This window comes from Nostocoides veronense (assembly GCF_039531185.1).
GTDB classification, from domain to species: Bacteria; Actinomycetota; Actinomycetes; order Actinomycetales; family Dermatophilaceae; genus Nostocoides_A; species Nostocoides_A veronense.
Genome location: NZ_BAAAPO010000016.1, coordinates 61,554 through 78,249, shown reverse-complemented (window position 1 = coordinate 78,249; position 16,696 = coordinate 61,554). Strand labels below are relative to the sequence as shown.

The 16,696-nt window shown below is 68.6% G+C and carries 16 protein-coding genes; 6 read left to right on the top strand and 10 right to left on the bottom strand.

Going from position 1 to position 16,696, the window contains the following annotated elements; all coding sequences use genetic code 11:
* The first annotated feature begins 36 nt into the window (after positions 1–36).
* The gene (locus ABD225_RS05185; protein ID WP_344082170.1) at positions 37–1,596 is read left to right on the top strand and encodes an FMN-binding glutamate synthase family protein; all 1,560 of its coding nucleotides are present in this window, start codon (positions 37–39) and stop codon (positions 1,594–1,596) included.
* Positions 1,597–1,651: 55 nt separating this feature from the next.
* Positions 1,652–2,194, top strand: coding sequence for a YceI family protein (locus ABD225_RS05180; RefSeq protein WP_344082168.1), 543 nt, complete (start codon positions 1,652–1,654; stop codon positions 2,192–2,194).
* Positions 2,195–2,227: 33 nt separating this feature from the next.
* Here ABD225_RS05180 and rdgB read toward each other — a convergent pair whose 3' ends face one another.
* The 9 genes from rdgB to ABD225_RS05135 are packed head-to-tail and all read right to left on the bottom strand — an operon-like array spanning position 2,228 to position 11,470.
* Positions 2,228–2,869, bottom strand: coding sequence for an RdgB/HAM1 family non-canonical purine NTP pyrophosphatase (rdgB, locus tag ABD225_RS05175; RefSeq protein WP_344082166.1), 642 nt, complete (start codon positions 2,867–2,869; stop codon positions 2,228–2,230).
* The gene (rph, locus tag ABD225_RS05170) at positions 2,866–3,612 is read right to left on the bottom strand and encodes a ribonuclease PH (protein ID WP_344082164.1); all 747 of its coding nucleotides are present in this window, start codon (positions 3,610–3,612) and stop codon (positions 2,866–2,868) included. The genes rdgB and rph overlap by 4 nt, the downstream gene beginning before the upstream one ends.
* A 46-nt stretch (positions 3,613–3,658) precedes the next feature.
* Positions 3,659–4,423: an MBL fold metallo-hydrolase gene (locus ABD225_RS05165; protein ID WP_344082162.1), complete on the bottom strand. Its 765-nt coding sequence runs from the start codon at positions 4,421–4,423 to the stop codon at positions 3,659–3,661.
* Positions 4,420–5,235: a glutamate racemase gene (gene murI, locus ABD225_RS05160; protein WP_344082160.1), complete on the bottom strand. Its 816-nt coding sequence runs from the start codon at positions 5,233–5,235 to the stop codon at positions 4,420–4,422. The genes ABD225_RS05165 and murI overlap by 4 nt, the downstream gene beginning before the upstream one ends.
* Before the next feature lie 21 nt (positions 5,236–5,256).
* Positions 5,257–5,925 (bottom strand): DUF2017 domain-containing protein, encoded by a 669-nt coding sequence (locus tag ABD225_RS05155; RefSeq protein ID WP_344082158.1) that lies wholly within the window; start codon positions 5,923–5,925, stop codon positions 5,257–5,259.
* A gap of 1 nt (position 5,926) precedes the next feature.
* Positions 5,927–6,217 carry an ATP-dependent Clp protease adapter ClpS gene (gene clpS / locus ABD225_RS05150; protein ID WP_344082156.1) on the bottom strand — a complete coding sequence of 97 codons (291 nt, stop codon included), beginning with the start codon at positions 6,215–6,217 and terminating at the stop codon, positions 5,927–5,929.
* A gap of 10 nt (positions 6,218–6,227) precedes the next feature.
* Complete coding sequence (locus ABD225_RS05145) at positions 6,228–7,460, bottom strand: homogentisate 1,2-dioxygenase (RefSeq protein ID WP_344082154.1); 1,233 nt, start codon at positions 7,458–7,460, stop codon at positions 6,228–6,230.
* Positions 7,461–7,508: 48 nt separating this feature from the next.
* Positions 7,509–8,387: an ABC transporter ATP-binding protein gene (locus ABD225_RS05140; RefSeq protein ID WP_344082152.1), complete on the bottom strand. Its 879-nt coding sequence runs from the start codon at positions 8,385–8,387 to the stop codon at positions 7,509–7,511.
* Positions 8,384–11,470: an FtsX-like permease family protein gene (locus ABD225_RS05135; protein ID WP_344082150.1), complete on the bottom strand. Its 3,087-nt coding sequence runs from the start codon at positions 11,468–11,470 to the stop codon at positions 8,384–8,386. The genes ABD225_RS05140 and ABD225_RS05135 overlap by 4 nt, the downstream gene beginning before the upstream one ends.
* A gap of 68 nt (positions 11,471–11,538) precedes the next feature.
* On the opposite strand from ABD225_RS05135, the gene ccmA reads away from it, so the two are divergent.
* The 3 genes from ccmA to fahA are packed head-to-tail and all read left to right on the top strand — an operon-like array spanning position 11,539 to position 14,341.
* Positions 11,539–12,219 carry a heme ABC exporter ATP-binding protein CcmA gene (gene ccmA, locus ABD225_RS05130; RefSeq protein WP_344082148.1) on the top strand — a complete coding sequence of 227 codons (681 nt, stop codon included), beginning with the start codon at positions 11,539–11,541 and terminating at the stop codon, positions 12,217–12,219.
* 41 nt (positions 12,220–12,260) lie between these two features.
* Positions 12,261–13,139, top strand: a complete 879-nt coding sequence (locus ABD225_RS05125; protein ID WP_344082146.1) for a hypothetical protein — start codon at positions 12,261–12,263, stop codon at positions 13,137–13,139.
* Positions 13,136–14,341, top strand: coding sequence for a fumarylacetoacetase (fahA, locus tag ABD225_RS05120; RefSeq protein ID WP_344082144.1), 1,206 nt, complete (start codon positions 13,136–13,138; stop codon positions 14,339–14,341). Before ABD225_RS05125 ends, fahA begins: the two co-directional genes overlap by 4 nt.
* A 12-nt stretch (positions 14,342–14,353) precedes the next feature.
* Here fahA and ABD225_RS05115 read toward each other — a convergent pair whose 3' ends face one another.
* Positions 14,354–15,289, bottom strand: coding sequence for an RDD family protein (locus ABD225_RS05115; protein WP_344082142.1), 936 nt, complete (start codon positions 15,287–15,289; stop codon positions 14,354–14,356).
* 70 nt (positions 15,290–15,359) lie between these two features.
* Between ABD225_RS05115 and gabT the strand changes: the two genes are divergently transcribed.
* Entirely contained in the window at positions 15,360–16,691 is a 1,332-nt protein-coding gene (gabT, locus tag ABD225_RS05110) for a 4-aminobutyrate--2-oxoglutarate transaminase (protein WP_344082140.1), read from the top strand.
* Positions 16,692–16,696 lie beyond the last annotated feature (5 nt).

Here is a 16,696-nt window from a genome sequence, read left to right as displayed (position 1 = left end):
ACCCCATACCGCGACGGAACCCGGCATCATGGGCCCATGAAGCCCAAAGTTGTGCTTTCGGCCGCCGGTGCTGCCCTCGCCGGGGTGGCGATTCGTGATCTGACGCAGAAGAAGCACAGCCTGCAACGCAATTTCCCGGTGGTGGCCCACGCGCGCTACGCGCTAGAGAAGATCGGCCCGGAGCTGCGCCAGTACATCGTCACAAGCAATGACGAAGAGCGGCCGTTCAGTCGTGACCAGCGGTCGTGGATCTATGCCTCGGCGAAGTTGCAGAACAACTACACCGGCTTCGGCACCGACAATGACATCGAGTCGGGCGAGTACGTCATCTTCAAGCAGCACACCTTCTCCGATGTCGTGCCGCCCTCCGCGGTGCACGCGGGTGAGGATGTTTGGCTGCCGAGCCCGAAGATTCTCGGAGGTCCGCGCGGGCGCCGCGATGCCTTCCGGCCGGACTCCGTGGTCAATATCAGCGCGATGAGCTTCGGGTCGCTGTCAGGCAACGCGGTTGAGGCCCTCAATGCTGGTGCCAAGCTTGCGAACTGCATGCACAACACCGGCGAGGGTGGGCTCTCGCCCCACCATCGCCAAGGCGGGGACTTGATGCTGCAGATCGGCACGGCATATTTCGGCTGCCGCGACGACGAGGGCCGATTCGATCTCGACAAGCTGATGAAGGTCGTGGAATCGGCACCGGTTCGCGCAATCGAGATCAAGCTCAGCCAGGGCGCAAAACCCGGCCTCGGCGGCATGCTGCCAGCCGCCAAGATCACTCCGGAAATCGCCGAGATCCGCGGGATCCCGCTCGGCAAGGACTGCGCCAGCCCATCCCGTCACGCCGAGTTCTCCGATGTCGACAGCATGCTCGACTTCGTCGAAAAGATTGCCCAGGCAACCGGGAAGCCGGTCGGCATCAAAAGCGCCGTTGGTGACCTGACCTTCTGGCAGTCCCTCGTCGAGGAAATGCAATCCGGCTCTCGCGGAGTCGATTTCGTGACCATTGATGGCGGCGAAGGCGGAACGGGTGCCGCCCCGCTGGTCTTCAGCGATGCGGTCTCGCTGCCGTTCCGGGTCGGCTTCTCCCGCGTCTACAAGACCTTCGCCGCCGCAGGTATGCAGGACCGGGTCACCTTCATCGGGGCCGGCAAGTTGGGCCTGCCGGACAATGCGCTGGTCGCCTTCGCCCTCGGCGCGGACATGGTCAATGTCGCCCGCGAGGCCATGCTGGCGCTGGGCTGCATCCAGGCGCAGAAGTGTCACACCGACCACTGCCCAACGGGGGTCGCCACCCAAAACCAGTGGTTGCAGCGCGGCCTCGACCCGACCCTGAAGTCGGTGCGCGTTGCCAACTACATCCGCACGCTGCGTCGCGACCTGCTGAAGGTCTCGGAGGCCTGTGGTGTCTGGCACCCGGCGATGCTCGACGCCGATGATGTCGAGATCATGGACGGCAACCGGACTGGCACTCCGCTGCGGCATATCTACGGCTACCAACCGACCTGGGGCGGCCTGTCCGGCCGGATCCGCGACGACATCATCGAGGCCATGGCCGCGACAGCGCCGCAAGGTGGCTCGGCTCCGCCGTCCGGCCACTGACCCGAGCCAGAACCCCGCTGCGAAGGCGCGTGACCGCGCGGCGCACACTGGTGCCGTGGACATCCCGACGGGCGACTACGACCTCTCCCACGACAACGGTCAACTCCTGATCCGCACCCACACCGAGGGCCCGGCCGCGGCCATGGGACACAACCTCACGATCGAGGTCGACTACTGGTCCGGACAGGTCACCCTCGGGACGACCCCGGCCACGTCGCAGGTCCAGGTCACGGCCGACCTGCGCCACCTCACGGTGATCGGGGGGGCGGGCGGCGCCAAGCCGCTGACGGAATCGGACAGGCCAAAGATCCTCGCCAATGCGGCAAAAGCCCTCGAGCCAGAACGATTTCCCGAGTTGAGCTTCGCCTCCTCGGCCATCGATGGCACGTGGGACGACGGGTCGGTCACCGGCGAACTCACCGTTCATGGCGTCACCGGTCCGGTCGAACTGCGGCTCGATCAACCGGAGCAGGGGGTCCTACGCCTAGCCGGCACGATCCGGCAAAGCGACTTCGGCGTTCGTCCTTTCTCCACGATGATGGGCGCTCTGAAACTCACCGACGGCGTCGACATCGAGGTGTCGATCCCGTTCGCCTGACCGGTCCCAGACAAAGGGCCCTGGGGCCGGGGGTTAGAGGGCCAGGGCGTCGCGGAGGACGGACTCCATGGCGCGGAAGGCGTTGCCGCGGTGGGAGATCGCGTTCTTCTCCGTGTCAGTGAACTCGGCGAGAGTGCGTGAGGGGTCGTGGTCCGGGACGAAGATGGGGTCGTAGCCGAAGCCATTGGTGCCTCGGGGCGTATGCCCGATCCGGCCCGTCACGCGGCCCTCGCGGGTGATCGCCTCGCGGCCGGGCACGACGAGGACGGCCGCGCAGACGAAGGCGGCCGAGCGGTGCTGGTCGGGCACATCCGCCAACTGCTCCAGCAGGAGCGAGAGGTTGGCGCGATCCTTGTCCGCGCGGGCGGCGCCAGGGCCAGCATGGGAGCCAGACCAGCGCGCGCTGAAGACCCCAGGGCAGCCCCCGAGCACGTCCACGGCGAGCCCACTGTCATCGGCCAGGGCAGGCAAACCCGTTGCCGCAGAGAGGGCTTCGGCCTTCAGCCGGGCATTGCCGGCGAAGGTCACCTCCGTCTCCGCCACGTCCGGAATGTCCGGGAAGTCCGACGCTCCGACGATTTCCAGGTCGAGGTCACGGCACACCTCGGCGAGGATCTGCCGCAACTCATAGACCTTATGCTCGTTCTGCGTCGCGAGCACCACCCGTCGGCTCATCGAACGCGCTCCCGCACCGGCGCCTCGAGAGCCTCGGCCTGCCGGCGAGTGAGTTCTTCACAGCCAGCCGTCGCCAGGTCCAGCAGCGCACCGAGCAGATCGCGGTCAAAGGGCTCCCCCTCGGCCGTCCCCTGCACCTCGACGAAGCGGCCGTCGCCGGTCATGACGACATTCATGTCGGTCTGCGCCGTCGAGTCCTCGGGATAGTCGAGGTCGATCACCGGGGTGCCGGCGACAACGCCGACGCTGATCGCCGCGACCGAGCCGGTGAGCGGGTGCGCCGAGGCCGGCAACAGGCCCCGCTCATGGGCGTCGGCGATGGCGTCCGCCAGCGCGACATACGCTCCGGTGATCGCCGCCGTCCGGGTGCCACCATCGGCCTGCAAGACATCGCAGTCGATCACGATCGTGTTCTCCCCCAAGGCTTTCGTGTCGATGATCGCTCGCAGCGATCGGCCGATGAGCCGGGAGATCTCATGCGTGCGTCCGCCGACTCGCCCCTTGCGCGACTCACGATCGCTGCGCGTATTGGTCGAGCGCGGCAACATTTCGTACTCCGCCGTGACCCAGCCGCTGCCCTTGCCCTTCAGCCAGCGCGGCACCCCTTCGGTGAACGAGGCGGCGCACAGCACGCGGGTGCGGCCGAACTCGACGAGCACGCTGCCTTCGGCGTGGTCGAGCCAGTTGCGGGTGATGCGCACCTCGCGCAGTGAATCGGGGGTGCGGCCGTCGTGACGAGTCATGCGGCCACGGTATCCGCCTGCCCGCCGCGGCCCGAAATGCTGGCGATCAGAGGTCGTAGGTCGCGTCGGGGGCGGCGAGTTCCACCTCGCCGGGCCAGACCTCGGCGGCCTGGGCACGGCATACCTCCGGGTCGTTCCACGCGGGGATGTGAGTGAGCATGAGGCGGCGAGCCCCGGCACCCACGGCCGCCTCGGCGGCGCGTCGACCGGTTAGGTGTATGCCACGCAAGACATCTCGCCCCTCGACGAAGGCGCTGTCGGCCAGGACGAGATCGGCATCGGCGCACAGGTCGCGGAGCCGGTCGCATGCGTCCGTGTCGCCGGTATAGGCGAGCACCGCCCCGTCGGCTTCGACGCGATAGCCGTACGCCTCCACAGGGTGGTGGACGCGGTATGCCGTGACCCGAAGCGGCCCGACCTGCGCCACCGCGCCCTGGGTCACCGTGTGGAAGGCAAACTGGCCGAGCATGCCGTCATCGTCGATGCCTTCGTAGGCCTCGTGCAGGCGCTCCCGCGCGCCACCGGGCGCGTGGACGGGCACGGGCGCCTGCGGCATCGCCCCAGGCCGGTACTTGCGATAGACGTACAGCCCGGTCAGGTCCATGCAGTGATCGGGGTGCAGGTGCGTGATGAAGATGGCGTCGAGATCGTCTGGGTCGAGATGCCGTTGGAGCGCACCCAGGGCGCCATTGCCGAGATCGAGCAGGATCGAATAGGTGCGGCCACCCGAATCGGCTTGCACGAGATAGCTCGACGCGGGCGAGGCCGGTCCGGCAAAGGATCCGGAGCAGCCGATGATCGTCAGCTTCACGAGAGCGTCACCGGAGTTTGCGCGAGGTTTCCGAAGACGTCTTCGACTTCGGGGCCGAGGAAGCGGCGCGCCAATCGCCGGAACTCTTCCGGGTCGCCAGTCGTGGAGAAGCCGTGGCGCGGCGGCGGCAGGTGGTCGGGCCGCAAGGCATCCAGGTCGGCCAGGGTTCGGTAGACATCTTTGGCCGTTTCTTCCGCCGAGGAGACCAGGGTCACGCCCTCCCCCATGACATAGGAGATCACGCCGGTCAGCAGCGGATAGTGCGTGCAGCCCAGGACAAGCGTGTCAATCTCCTTGCCCGCCAACGGATCTAAGTATTCGTGCGCGACCTTCAGCAGCTCGGGCCCGCCGGTGATCCCCGACTCGACGAACTCGACGAAGCGCGGACACGGCCGCGAGAGCACCTCGATATCGGGGGCGGCGGCGAAAGCATCGATATAGGCCTTGGACTTGTGCGTGCCCTTGGTCGAGATCACCCCGACGCGCTTGTTGCGCGTCGCGCGGGCGGCTCGTCGCACGGCCGGTCGGATCACTTCGACAGTCGGCACGTCATAGCGCTCCCGGGCGTCATGAAGCACCGCGGCGCTCGCGGTATTGCACGCAATGACGAGGATCTTCACACCATGATCGACGAGCCGGTCGAGGCACTCCAGCGCGTACTGCCGCGTTTCGGCAATCGGCCTCGGGCCATAGGGCGCGCGCGCGGTGTCGCCGAGATAGGCGATGGATTCCTGCGGCAATTGATCCAGGACGGCCCGGGCCACGGTCAGTCCGCCATAGCCGGAATCGAAGATCCCGATGGGTGCATCCACGGTGCGAGAGCCTAGGCGAGTTCAGTGCCGGGGAAGCATGGACGTGGCGAGCGTCTCCTGCAACCAGGTCAGGAAGTCGTAGACGACGATGGCGTATGCCGCCGGCTCCTGCGGATCGACCGCCTCGGCGATCGCCTGGAGGCGCTCGGCGTCAGCGTCCTCGCGCAGCCCGAGCCGGTCCCCAAGGACGAGACGGACATCGGTGAGCGCGACGAGGAAAGTGATGGCCTTCGGCTCGCTCAGCTCGACGCGATCATCGACCACCTCGCTCAGGGCGGCGATGGAAGCCGTCAGTCCGCTGAGCTTGCGAGCCCGCAGCGAGTCCTCGGTCAGGCGCCGGAACTCGCGCGCGGCGTCCTCGTCGGTGCGGTTCGCGGCGGGGAAGAGCCGGTCCAGGGCGGGGTCCCGATCCTCCGAGCCGAAGCCGCGGCCCCCGAGTTCGGCCGGCGAGTCGGGCACGGTCACAGAGCCGAAGTCGGCTCCTAGACCGGCGACGATCGCGTCGAACGGGTCCTCACTCACCGGCTGCGTCGACGATGAATCCGATTGCGCCGCAACCGAATCGGTCGGATCGATCAGATCCCGAACCTGATTGAAGAGCTCGATCAGGAGCGCCCGCTCGCCCTCGTCGAGCCGGGCCGCGAACCGCAAACCGGCCCCGCGGCCGCGTCGGGAAAAGCCGCGGGCCACGTCATACGTCCTTTTGGAAGGTGGCCCACAGGCCGAAGCCCTGCAGCGCTTCGGTGTCGATCTCCATCTTCTCCCGAGGCCCCGTGCTCACCACCGCTTTGCCTTTGTGGTGCACATCGAGCATGAGCATCTCGGACTTCTCGCGGGTGTAGCCGAAGTAGCTCTGGAAGACGTACGTGACATAGGACATCAGGTTCACCGGGTCGTTCCACACCAGCGTGATCCACGGGACGTCCAGCGCTTCGTCGGCGCCCGCCGAGGTGACCTCCTGCTCCACGGGCGCGATCGACATAGGACGAAGTTTAGGAGGACGGGGTATGCCAGGAGAGCAGGTATCGCCCGTCGTCGCACGCGAGGGCGCCCTCGCCGAGTTCGAGGGGCCGGAAGGTGTCGACCATCACGGCGAGCTCGTCAAAATACTCGGCGCCAATCGAGCGTTCCATCGCACCCGGCTGCGGCCCGTGGGCGTGTCCTCCGGGGTGCAGCGAAACCGAGCCCACACCGATGCCGCTGCCCTTGCGGGCTTCGTAGTCGCCATCGACATAGAACATGACTTCATCGGAGTCGACATTGGAGTGGTAGTAGGGCACCGGGATCGCCAGCGGGTGGTAGTCGACCTTGCGCGGCACGAAATTGCAGATGACGAAGTTCCAGCCCTCCCACACCTGATGCGCCGGTGGCGGCTGATGGATCCGCCCGGTGATCGGCTCGAAGTCGCTGACATTGAAGGCATAGGGATATAGGCAGCCGTCCCAGCCGACGACATCGAGGACGTGGAAGGGATAGGTGTAGATCGTCCCGGCAATGCCACCGGGGCCAGGACCGCGGTGCTTCACGTAGACCTCGGTCTCCTGGCCGGCGTCGGCACCGACATCCTCGGCGAGCAGCGGACCGAGCGGCGGGCGCAGGTCGCGCTCGCAGTATGGCGAGTGCTCGAGCAGTTGCCCGAACTTGCTGCGGTAGTTCTTCGGCGGGGCGATATGACTGGCCGCCTCCACGGCATACAGCCGCAGCGGCTCGCCATCGGCGTCATCGGCGGGCGGCTTCGGCAGCCAGCGATGAGTGGTGGCGCGCGGGATGATGAGGTAGTCGCCGCGCCCGACATCGAAGGCCCCGAAGACCGTCTCGACCTGCGCGCTGCCACGTTCGACATAGACGCACTCGTCGCCGATCGCGTTGCGGTAGAACGGACTTGGGGCGTCAGCGACGACATACGAGATGCGCACGTCGCCATTGCCGAGGATCAGACGGCGACCGGTGACGGCATCGACACCGCTGCTCTCCGGCGGGAAGAGGTCGTGCAATTTCAGATGCAGCGGCTTGAGGGGATGGTTTGGCGTGAGCGTTTGGTCGGGAAGTTCCCACGCGCGGGCGGCGCTGATTTCGCTCGGGATGCGCCGGTGATACAGCAGCGAGGAGTCGGAGGAGAAGCCCTCCTCCCCCATCAACTCTTCGTAGTAGAGGTTGCCTTGGGGGTCCCGGTGCTGGGTATGCCGCTTGGGCGGGATCGTGCCCATGCTCGCGTAGTGCGCCACATCATCACCTCGTCGTGATCGGCCGGCGGGGGTCTCCCGGGCTCCTTGTCACTGTATGACGTCGTCGCCGCCACCCGGCAATCCGCCAGCCTCCGGGACCAGCCGCCAGTTCTCGCCATCGCGCTCCAGCCGGACCAGGGTGCCCGGCGGCAGTCCCTCCCGCACGTGCAGCGGCAGCGGCAGGAAGCCGTCGGCGGTCACCACGGCATACTCCTGCCCCAGGCGGCCCTCGCCGCCGATGCGGCCATCGCGGATCGTCACGGTCCGCGGCAGTCGGGCGGCGACATCGGGATCGTGGGTGACGATGACGATCGTGGCGCCGGAGCGGCGGTTGACATCGAGCAGCGTGTCGAGGATGCGGTCGCGCGCGGCGTGGTCCAGGGCGCTCGTCGGTTCGTCGGCGAGCACGATGCCCGGGCCGGGTGCGAGAGCCACCGCGAGGGCGCCGAGTTGCAGTTGGCCTTGGGAGAGTTCGGATAGTGGTCGGTCCGCGATCTCGCCGGCGCCGATCAGATCAACGACCTCCTGCGTGGTGGGCACCTCGTCGCCGAGCTTGGCGGCGTGCTGCCGGGCGAAGTCCACATTGCCGCGAATCGTCAAATAGGGCACCAGATTTCGGCGCGCGCCCTGCAGCATGAGCGAGCCGTCCACGGCTTGGTAGCGGTTGAGTTCGCTTTCAGTCAGGGCCGCGAGGTCGCGGTCGCCGACGAAGACTTTGCCGGCGCTCGGTTGGAAGAGACCGGCCAGCAGCGCGAGCAGCGTGGACTTCCCGGACCCGGACGGCCCGAGCAGCCCAACGACTTCGCCGGGCCGGACCGTGATGTCGACGCCAGACAGCGCAGCAACATCGCTGCCCTCGCTGCGATAGATGTGCACCAGCCCGACGGTGGTGACGCCCAGGCCCGGGCGTGGCGTCGCGGTGCTCATGCAGCCTCCCGGAGCCGGTCGAGGCGGCTGCGCCGGGCGACATACCGGCTGGCGAGGGCCGCGACGATGGCGAGGATCAGCAGTGCCGCCCCGGCGGTCACCAGGTTCGGACCGTAGGCCGTGCGCAGATCGGGAGGGAAGGTCGCCGAGGGCGTGGTGAACAGCGGCACCATCTGCAGGGCGGCGGGCGCCGACCAGAGACCGGCGGCCAGACCGAGCCCGCCGGCGAGCAGGACCACCGGCACGGTTTCGAGCATGGCGATGAGTGCGACATCCCGGCGGGTCAGGCCGGCCATCCGCAGGCCGGCATAGTCGCGGCTGCGGGAGCGCCACGAGGTCGCGATGAGCACGACGAGGGCGACCGCACAGGTCAGCAGGGCCAAGCCGCCGACGACGGTCGTCAACTGCAGGCTCCAGGCCGCCCCACTGCGGGCGAAGGTGCGCTCCAGGTCGGCGGGATGCCGCACCCCCGTGACCGGGATGCCCAAGCCGGTGAGGCGCTCACGCACCGAGGCCACGGCGCTCGGGTCCGAGGAGGAGAGGTATGCCGTGAGCTTGGCCGACCCGCGTCCCGTCCAGCCCCGGATCAGCAGGGCGTCGAGGTTGACGACAGCGGTGCGGGCCGGCCCGCCGGGCACATACGCAATCTGGCCGGCCGAGGTGAGCAGTTGGTCGGAGCCGTCGACGAGATAGCCGCCTATCGTCGCCCCCGCAGCCGCGGGTGTCGCCGGCGCGGTCGTCAGTGCCGGCAGGACCTGCGGCACGGACTCGTGGACGACGAAGGCTTCCGTCTGCCCGGAATTGGCAAAGGTGAGCGTCAGGGCGCCGGGTCCGCCGTCGGATGCGGCGATCTCCGGGGAGATCGAGGGTCGCCAGGTGCTGGCCGTGCCCAGGTCCAACGGGTGGTCGTCGATCTGCAGGTCGCTCAGGGTCAGGGTGCCGCGCATCCCGGCCGCGCCGAGCGGGGCCGTCACGCCCAAGCCGATCACCCGGCAACCGTGAGTGCACGGAATCTTGGCGCTGCGGCGGCCCTGGAAGCCGTCGGTAGGGACGGCTCCGAGCGGCACGGTCGTGGTGGCGCCGGCTGCGTCGACGATCTGCAGGGCCGGGGAAAGCGCCGTGGACTGGGCGTCGGGGTCGAGACTCGTGAAGTCCACGGTCGGCAGCTTCGCTGCATAACTGACGGACGTTCCGGTGATCTCCAGCGGCGGCTGCTCGGGGAGGCGAAGCGCTTGCCAGGCAAGGCTTTTCGGATCCGCTCCGGGCCACAGCGCAATACGTGAGAAGTCGTCGGGCAACACACCAATGGTGGTCGTGTTGCCGCTGCCGATCGGATCGATGGTGACCACAGGCGTGATGCTCGTGCCGGTCGGGTCGATGGCGCGAATGGCGTCGGACACGGCCTTGAGGTCTCGTGAGCCGAGGTCGAGGACGGTGGGCGCGCCGGTCTCGGCGGCAGCCCGGTGCTGGCGGTTCAGCGCCCCGACGGCGAAGAGATCGGCGCTGAGGACGACGATTGCCACGGCCACGGTGACGATCGGTGTCAGCCAGCGCGTCGCGCTGCGGCGGCTGGCGTGTAGCAGCGCGGTGGCGGCGCGTGCCCACCCCCGGTGCAATGCCATTCCACCGAGCCAGGCCAGCAAGGCCGGAACGACGCGCGCGGCGACGATGCCGACGGCGACCGCCAGGAGCGTCGGGGCGAGTTGACCGACGGGCCCGCGCACGGCGCCGGTGACCAGCGCGACGAATGCGGCGATGGCGGCCGCAACGACCATCGCCTCGAGGAGGCCGAGCACCATTTTGGCCCGGCCCGCGGGCACCGACCGCAAGAGGTCGGCGATCGGGGCGCGGGCGACGCGGCGCACCGACGAGGCCGCGAGGGCGAGCATGACCAGCAGTGCCAGCAGGGCGGCATACGCCGTGGTCGGGGGGAACTCGGCCGGCGGAGCGGGGGCCAGGAGGGTATGCCGTGCGCCCGCGGCCAGCCCAACCGCAGCCGCCAGCCCAACCGGCACTCCCGCCACGATCGGCGGCAATGTCTCGCGCAGCAACAGGCTCCGGACGCCGCCGGAACCCCGCCCGCGCAGCCGCGCCAGCGCGGCCTCGCCCCGGCGCTGATCTGCCGCGCCCACGAGCACCAGCCACAACACAGTGCACAGGAGCAGGCCCAGTTGAGCCATGAGCAGCGGAACCGTGACGCGCGCCTGGCCGCGCGACGCCGCAGCCGTGTCCGCGATGGCGGGCAAGGAGGTGCTCACGGTGACGGCATCGGAGGCGTCACTGCCATAGCGCGAAACGCCCATCGGGTAGGCGATCCAGTCCTTCGCGACCGCCCCGAGCCGGGCGATATTGTCCGCCGTGATTTGCTCCGGCCGCAGCGGTAAGTCGAGCCCCTGGTGCGGCTCAGCCCAATAGACCTCGCCACCTCCCGCTGGCGCGCGAACGGCGTTCACGAGGGTGGCTTCCGGGGTGAGCATGGTGTCGAAGCCGAGCTTTTCCGCGGCAGCCCCGGTCAAGGTCGTCCCGAACCAGTAGTCACCAGGGACCTGCTCATAAATGCCCGTCACCGTCAGCGTCGCCTGAGGGGAGACCTCCACGCGCGAAACCGACGCATCCCACTCGCCCACCTCAAGGGTGCTGCCGACCGCTTGGTCGTAGACCCGGGCCTGGTCGGCGCTGATGGCGATCTCACCGGCACTGTTGGGGCAGGTGCCGGTGGTCATGCGGACGTGCTCGCACTGGCCGGCGCGCCACAGCAGACTGCCCTCAGGCTCCGCGGCAAGCGGCAGCCTCCGCACCCCGACACTGATGCTGGGTATGCCGTCCGCCAGCGCCGGTTTCAGAGCCTCCGGGACCAGATCGCGCTGATGCTGATAGTCGGTCGTCACATGCATATTCGCGGTGCTGAAGGACAGGATGCGCACGCCCGCGTCGGCGGCCGGCGTGGCACGCACAGTGGTGGCAACAACCGCCTGGTCGAGAGCACGGACATACAACGGCGCGAAAGCGCACGCGGCCGTGACGAGCGAGGCGAGGACGAGCACGACGAGGGCTTGCACCCAGCGATAGCGCAGCGCTGACATCACCTCTCCTGTCCGCTTGTCCCGCCAGTTCCCGCGACGCTATCGCGATGGATTGCTAGCGTGCGGGTGTGACGACCTCGACGCGCTCAGAGGCGGCGGGCAATGGGGCCGTCGAGGTCCGTGACCTGTGCGTCCGGTTCGGCGAGCGACTGGTCCTCGACCGGCTCGGATTCCGTGCGGCACCAGGGGAATTCGTCGCGATCACGGGCCCGTCAGGCGCTGGGAAGTCGACGCTGATCTGGGTGCTGGCCGGAGCGCTCGCACCGACCTCGGGTTCGGTGACCTATGGCGGGGCGCCCATCGGGGACCGCGCGACGGCCGCGCGCGCCGGGATCGCCCTGATCGCGCAGGGCAATGCGCTCTCGACTCCGCTGACCGCGCTCGAGAATGTCGTGGTGCCCCAACTCGCGGCTGGCGTCGCCGCCCGCGACGCCCGGTCCCGCGCTGACGAGGCTCTCGCCGCCGTCGGTCTCGCCTCGGCGCGAACCCAACTGGTCGAGGAACTCTCCGGCGGCCAGCAACAGCGCGTAGCCGTCGCCCGCGCCCTCGCCGCCCAGCCACGCGTCCTGCTCGCCGACGAGCCGACCAGTGATTTGGACGCCGAAACCCGCGAGGCGATCACCGCCCTGCTGGCCGCGCACGCCCGAGCCGGCGGAGCGGTCATCATGGCCACGCACGACGCCTGGTGCGCCGAGCAGGCCGACCGCGAACTCCACCTCGACGCCGGGGCGCTCACAACCATCCGTTGACCGCCGCTGGTGCGCACGAGTCAGCTTGTTACGGTGAGCAAGTGCCAGTGCTGCCGCGCGCCCTGTTCGCTGGGCTCATTGACGATGCCGCCGTCTTCCCGCCCGGGAATGCGCCACTCGACGCGGCCGTGGCGGCGCATCGTCGGATCCGGCGCAGCGCCAATAGCGACCTGATTGGTCCACTTCTGTTGCCGCCCAACGCAATTCCAGCAGCGCTCGATCTCGCCGGGCTCGCTGACCTCGCCGGCCCGGACGACGGCGAAGTGCGCGACGAGCAACCCCTGGACATCGCCATCGCGGCCCGCCCAGGCACGCCTCGCGAGGACACGGAGTATGCCGCCCAGCTCGCCGCCGCCGACTCGCGCGTCGTGCTGCGCGCGGTCGAGGTGGGGTGGGAGGACGGTTGGGAGCGCGCGGATCTCGCCGCCCCCGTGCTCGTCGTCGAGCTGCCCCGCGGCACCGAGCAGCCCCTGCCGTTGACCGATCTGGCGATCGCGCGCGCCGAGCGACCAGACACGCAGTGGCTCGCGAAATTCCGCACCGGCGCCACCGATTCATGGGCCTGGCCCACCGAGAACGAGCTCGCCCGGACGATTCAGAACGCCCTCGCCATGGACGTCCCGTTGAAGCTGACCGGCGGCCTGCACCATGCCGTGCGCGGACGCCATACCGGCGAAGAACATGGCGTTCTCAATGTGCTCGCCGCTTTCGCCGCCGCGCGCGCCGGCCGGTCGGTGCCCTTCCTCGCGTCGGTGCTCGCCGAGCGGGACCTGGCCGTCCTGGTCGCCGCGTTGACCGACCTGACCCCAGACCAGGTGAGCATGCTGCGGGCGGACTTCCCGTCATACGGCTGCTGCGACGTGCTCGAACCCCTGGCCGAACTGACCGCACTCGACCTCCTCACAAAGGACCCCTCATGAACTGGTGGCACGACCTGCCCGCCGACGAGCCCTTCGGCCTGGACAACCTGCCCTACGGCGTGGCCGAGTTCCCTGACGGCCCGCGGGTCGTGGTCCGCATCGCCGACCACGCGCTGGACATCGCCCGGCTCGCCGAGCAGGCGGGTATGGAGTCCGGCATGGTCTGGGAGTCCGGGAGCCTCAACGCTTTCCTCGACCAAGGACCCGAAGCGTGGGCCGCCGCCCGGGCCTGGTTGCAGGACACGCTGCGCGGCACCGAGCGCGCCGATTGCGTTGCGCCGCATCTGCATCCGCTCGCTGGGGTCGCCATGAGGCTGCCGATCGAGGTGGCCGACTATGTCGACTTCTATGCCAGCGAGCACCACGCGACCAATGTCGGCCGGATGTTCCGGCCCGACTCCGAGCCGCTGACGCCGAACTGGAAGCACCTGCCGATCGGCTATCACGGGCGTTCCGGGACGATCGTGGCGAGCGGCACCGAGATCGTGCGCCCGTCCGGTCAGCGCAAGCCTCCGGAGTCGACCGCGCCAGTTTTCGGCCCGAGCGTCCGGCTGGATATCGAAGCCGAATTGGGCTTCGTGGTCGGCGGGGGCACGCGCCTCGGGCAGCCGGTCGCGATGGCTGACGCCTGGCAGCACATCTTCGGCGTCGTCATCCTCAACGACTGGTCGGCGCGCGACATCCAGGCCTGGGAGTATGTCCCGCTCGGGCCCTTCCTCGGCAAGTCCTTCGCCACCTCGATCGGCGCCTGGGTCACACCGATGGCCGCTCTCAGCGAGGCGAAAGTGCCTCTTCCGGGACAGGATCCGGCCCCCCTGCGCTATCTTGCGGGCGAGGCGGCATACGGTTTGGACATCCACTATGAGGTGGACTGGAATGGCACGATCGTCTCCCGGCCGGAATATCGCGAGATGTATTGGTCGCCCGCGCAGATGGTGGCGCATATGACGGTTAATGGGGCGACGCTGCGCAGCGGAGACATCTTCGGGTCGGGGACGATCAGCGGGCCGGCCAAGGAGACCCGCGGATGCTTCCTCGAATTGACGTGGAGCGGTCAGGAGCCGGTGACGCTGGCCGACGCGTCGACGCGGACCTTCCTTGAGGATGGCGACACGATCACCCTGCGCGCGAGCGCGCCCGGCCCGAATGGCACCGTTATCGGCCTCGCCGAGTGTGTCGGCACGATCGCCCCGGCCCGGTAGCCGACCGGACGCTCAGGGCTGCGGCGGAGTCTTCGGTGCGCGCTTGGGCTGGCGACCCTGGACCACATTCGTGCCGCCGATCTTGTCGTGCAGCGCCTGACGCCGGCCATCGAAGGCCGGGAAGAGCAGGTCGACGACGCGCAGCAACATCGCGAGCAGGCTGAGCCCGGACGGCAGCGCGCCGAGGATGGCGATGGCGAGCGTCAAGGCATATCGGCGCAGCGCCACCTGCAGCGACAGCGGCCCGGCCTTGTCGCGCTCCCGCACGCTGATCCGCAGCGCCATCTTGCCGGGAGTCGCGCCGCGCCAGGTGTTGAAGCCGACGTTGTAGACCAACCCGACGAGGATGGTGATCGCGACATAGGTGAGGAAGTCGCGACCGGTCAGATAGCTCGACAGCGAATTGAGCAGGTCCTCGAAAACCTTCGGGTCGTCGCTGCTATTGCCGGCGGCGACGAAATCGTCGATCCACGGGCGCAGCGCTTTGAGCAAGAAGTAGCCGCCGAAGATGCTCGACAACAGGCCCGTCAGCAGGATGTCGAGGATGTAGGCCCCGACGCGCTGCCAGTAGCCCGCGAGCGGCACGCCGTCCGGGGTGGCCGGGCCACTGGCATACCCCATGCCGGGACCCCAGCCGGGCTGCTGCTGGCCGTAGGGCGCGGGCTGCTGGCCCCATTGCTGCTGCACGCCCCCGGCGGGCGGGGCACCCCAGTGCGTCTGCTGCGGCGGCGGCGCGCTCGACGGGCCGCGCCAACCATATGGATCCTCGCCGGCCGCGGCGGGCGGCACCTGCGCAGTGGGGCCGGCTGGTGGAGCGCTCGTCTCGGGCGGGGTCCAGCGGGTGGTTCGGGGTGCGGTATGCCGGGTCCAGACGACGCCATCGAAGTAGCGCAACTGGTCGGCGGCCTCGGGGTCGTCATACCAGCCGGGCGTGCTCGGGGTCTCCACGGACCGATCCTTTCACGCCGGCCCGGGGAGCCCCATATCGGCGGGGACGGCGCGGGCATACTATCGGCGCATGATCGAGCAGCGTCGCGTCCTCAAGACCGCCATCCCTGGCCCGAAATCACAGGAGCTCCACCAGCGGAAGCTGGCGTCGGTCTCGACGGGCGTGAGCACCGGCCTGCCGATCTATGTCGAGTCCGGACAGGACGGGATCTTGCGCGATGTCGATGGCAACCAGCTCATCGACTTCGGCTCCGGCATCGCCGTCACGAGCGTCGGCAATGGCAACCAGCGGATCATCGATGCGGTGCAGAAGCAGATCGCCGACTTCACTCACACCTGCTTCATGGTCACGCCCTATGAGGAGTACGTCGAGGTCTGCGAGGAGCTGAACAAGCGGACGCCCGGCAGCCACGAGAAGCGCACGGCGCTCTTCAACTCCGGAGCGGAGGCGGTCGAGAATGCGGTCAAAGTGGCCCGGCACTACACCGGCAAGGACGCGATCGTCGCCTTCGATCATGCTTACCACGGACGCACCAACCTGACGCTGGCGATGACGGCCAAGAACATGCCCTACAAGCACAAGTTCGGGCCCTTTGCCTCCGAGCTGTACCGCGTGCCGATGGCCTACCCCTACCGCTGGCCGGGCGGCGAAAAGCACTGCGAGGCAGAGGCTTTCAGCTATATCACCGACCAGATTCATGCCCAGATCGGCGAGGAGAACACCGCCGCCGTCATCATCGAGCCGATCCAGGGCGAGGGCGGTTTCATCGTCCCGCCGCCCGGCTTCCTGCCCGCGCTGGCGCAGTGGTGCCGCGACCACGACATCCTTTTCATCGCTGACGAAGTGCAGTCCGGCTTCTGTCGCAGCGGTGACTGGTTCGCCGTCGATCACGAGGAGGTCGTGCCCGACATCATCGTCACCGCCAAGGGCATTGCCGGCGGTATGCCGCTCTCCGGCATCACCGGTCGCGCCGACATCATGGACACCATCCACGGCGGCGGCCTCGGCGGTACCTATGGCGGCAACCCCGTCGCCTGCGCCGCGGCGCTCGCCTCGATCGAGACGATGGAAGCCGACGACCTGGCCGGGCGGGCACGCGAGATCGAGGCCATCCTCAAGGGCCGCCTCGGCGAGTTGTCGGAGAAGTATGAGCAGGTCGGGGAGGTCCGTGGCCGCGGCGCGATGATCGCGATGGAGTTGGTGGAGGATCGCGTGACGAAGGCGCCCGCCGCCGCTCTCACCGGCGCGATCAACAAGGCCTGCCACGAGCGCGGCCTGGTCACCTTGACCTGCGGCACCCTCGGCAATGTCTTCCGCTTCCTGCCGCCGCTGACGATTAGCGACGACTTGCTCAACGAGGGCATGGACATCCTCGGCGAGGCCTTCGCCGCCTCGCTCTGAGTCGC

Excerpts from the sequence above, each read along its gene's own strand:
- ABD225_RS05140 (WP_344082152.1), bottom strand. The coding sequence starts at position 8,387 with ATGAGCACCGCGACGCCACGCCCGGGCCTGGGCGTCACCACCGTCGGG.
- ABD225_RS05185 (WP_344082170.1), top strand. The coding sequence starts at position 37 with ATGAAGCCCAAAGTTGTGCTTTCGGCCGCCGGTGCTGCCCTCGCCGGG.
- clpS (WP_344082156.1), bottom strand. The coding sequence starts at position 6,217 with ATGTCGATCGCGCCCGTGGAGCAGGAGGTCACCTCGGCGGGCGCCGAC.
- rdgB (WP_344082166.1), bottom strand. The coding sequence starts at position 2,869 with ATGAGCCGACGGGTGGTGCTCGCGACGCAGAACGAGCATAAGGTCTAT.
- gabT (WP_344082140.1), top strand. The coding sequence starts at position 15,360 with ATGATCGAGCAGCGTCGCGTCCTCAAGACCGCCATCCCTGGCCCGAAA.
- fahA (WP_344082144.1), top strand. The coding sequence starts at position 13,136 with ATGAACTGGTGGCACGACCTGCCCGCCGACGAGCCCTTCGGCCTGGAC.
- rph (WP_344082164.1), bottom strand. The coding sequence starts at position 3,612 with ATGACTCGTCACGACGGCCGCACCCCCGATTCACTGCGCGAGGTGCGC.
- ABD225_RS05135 (WP_344082150.1), bottom strand. The coding sequence starts at position 11,470 with ATGTCAGCGCTGCGCTATCGCTGGGTGCAAGCCCTCGTCGTGCTCGTC.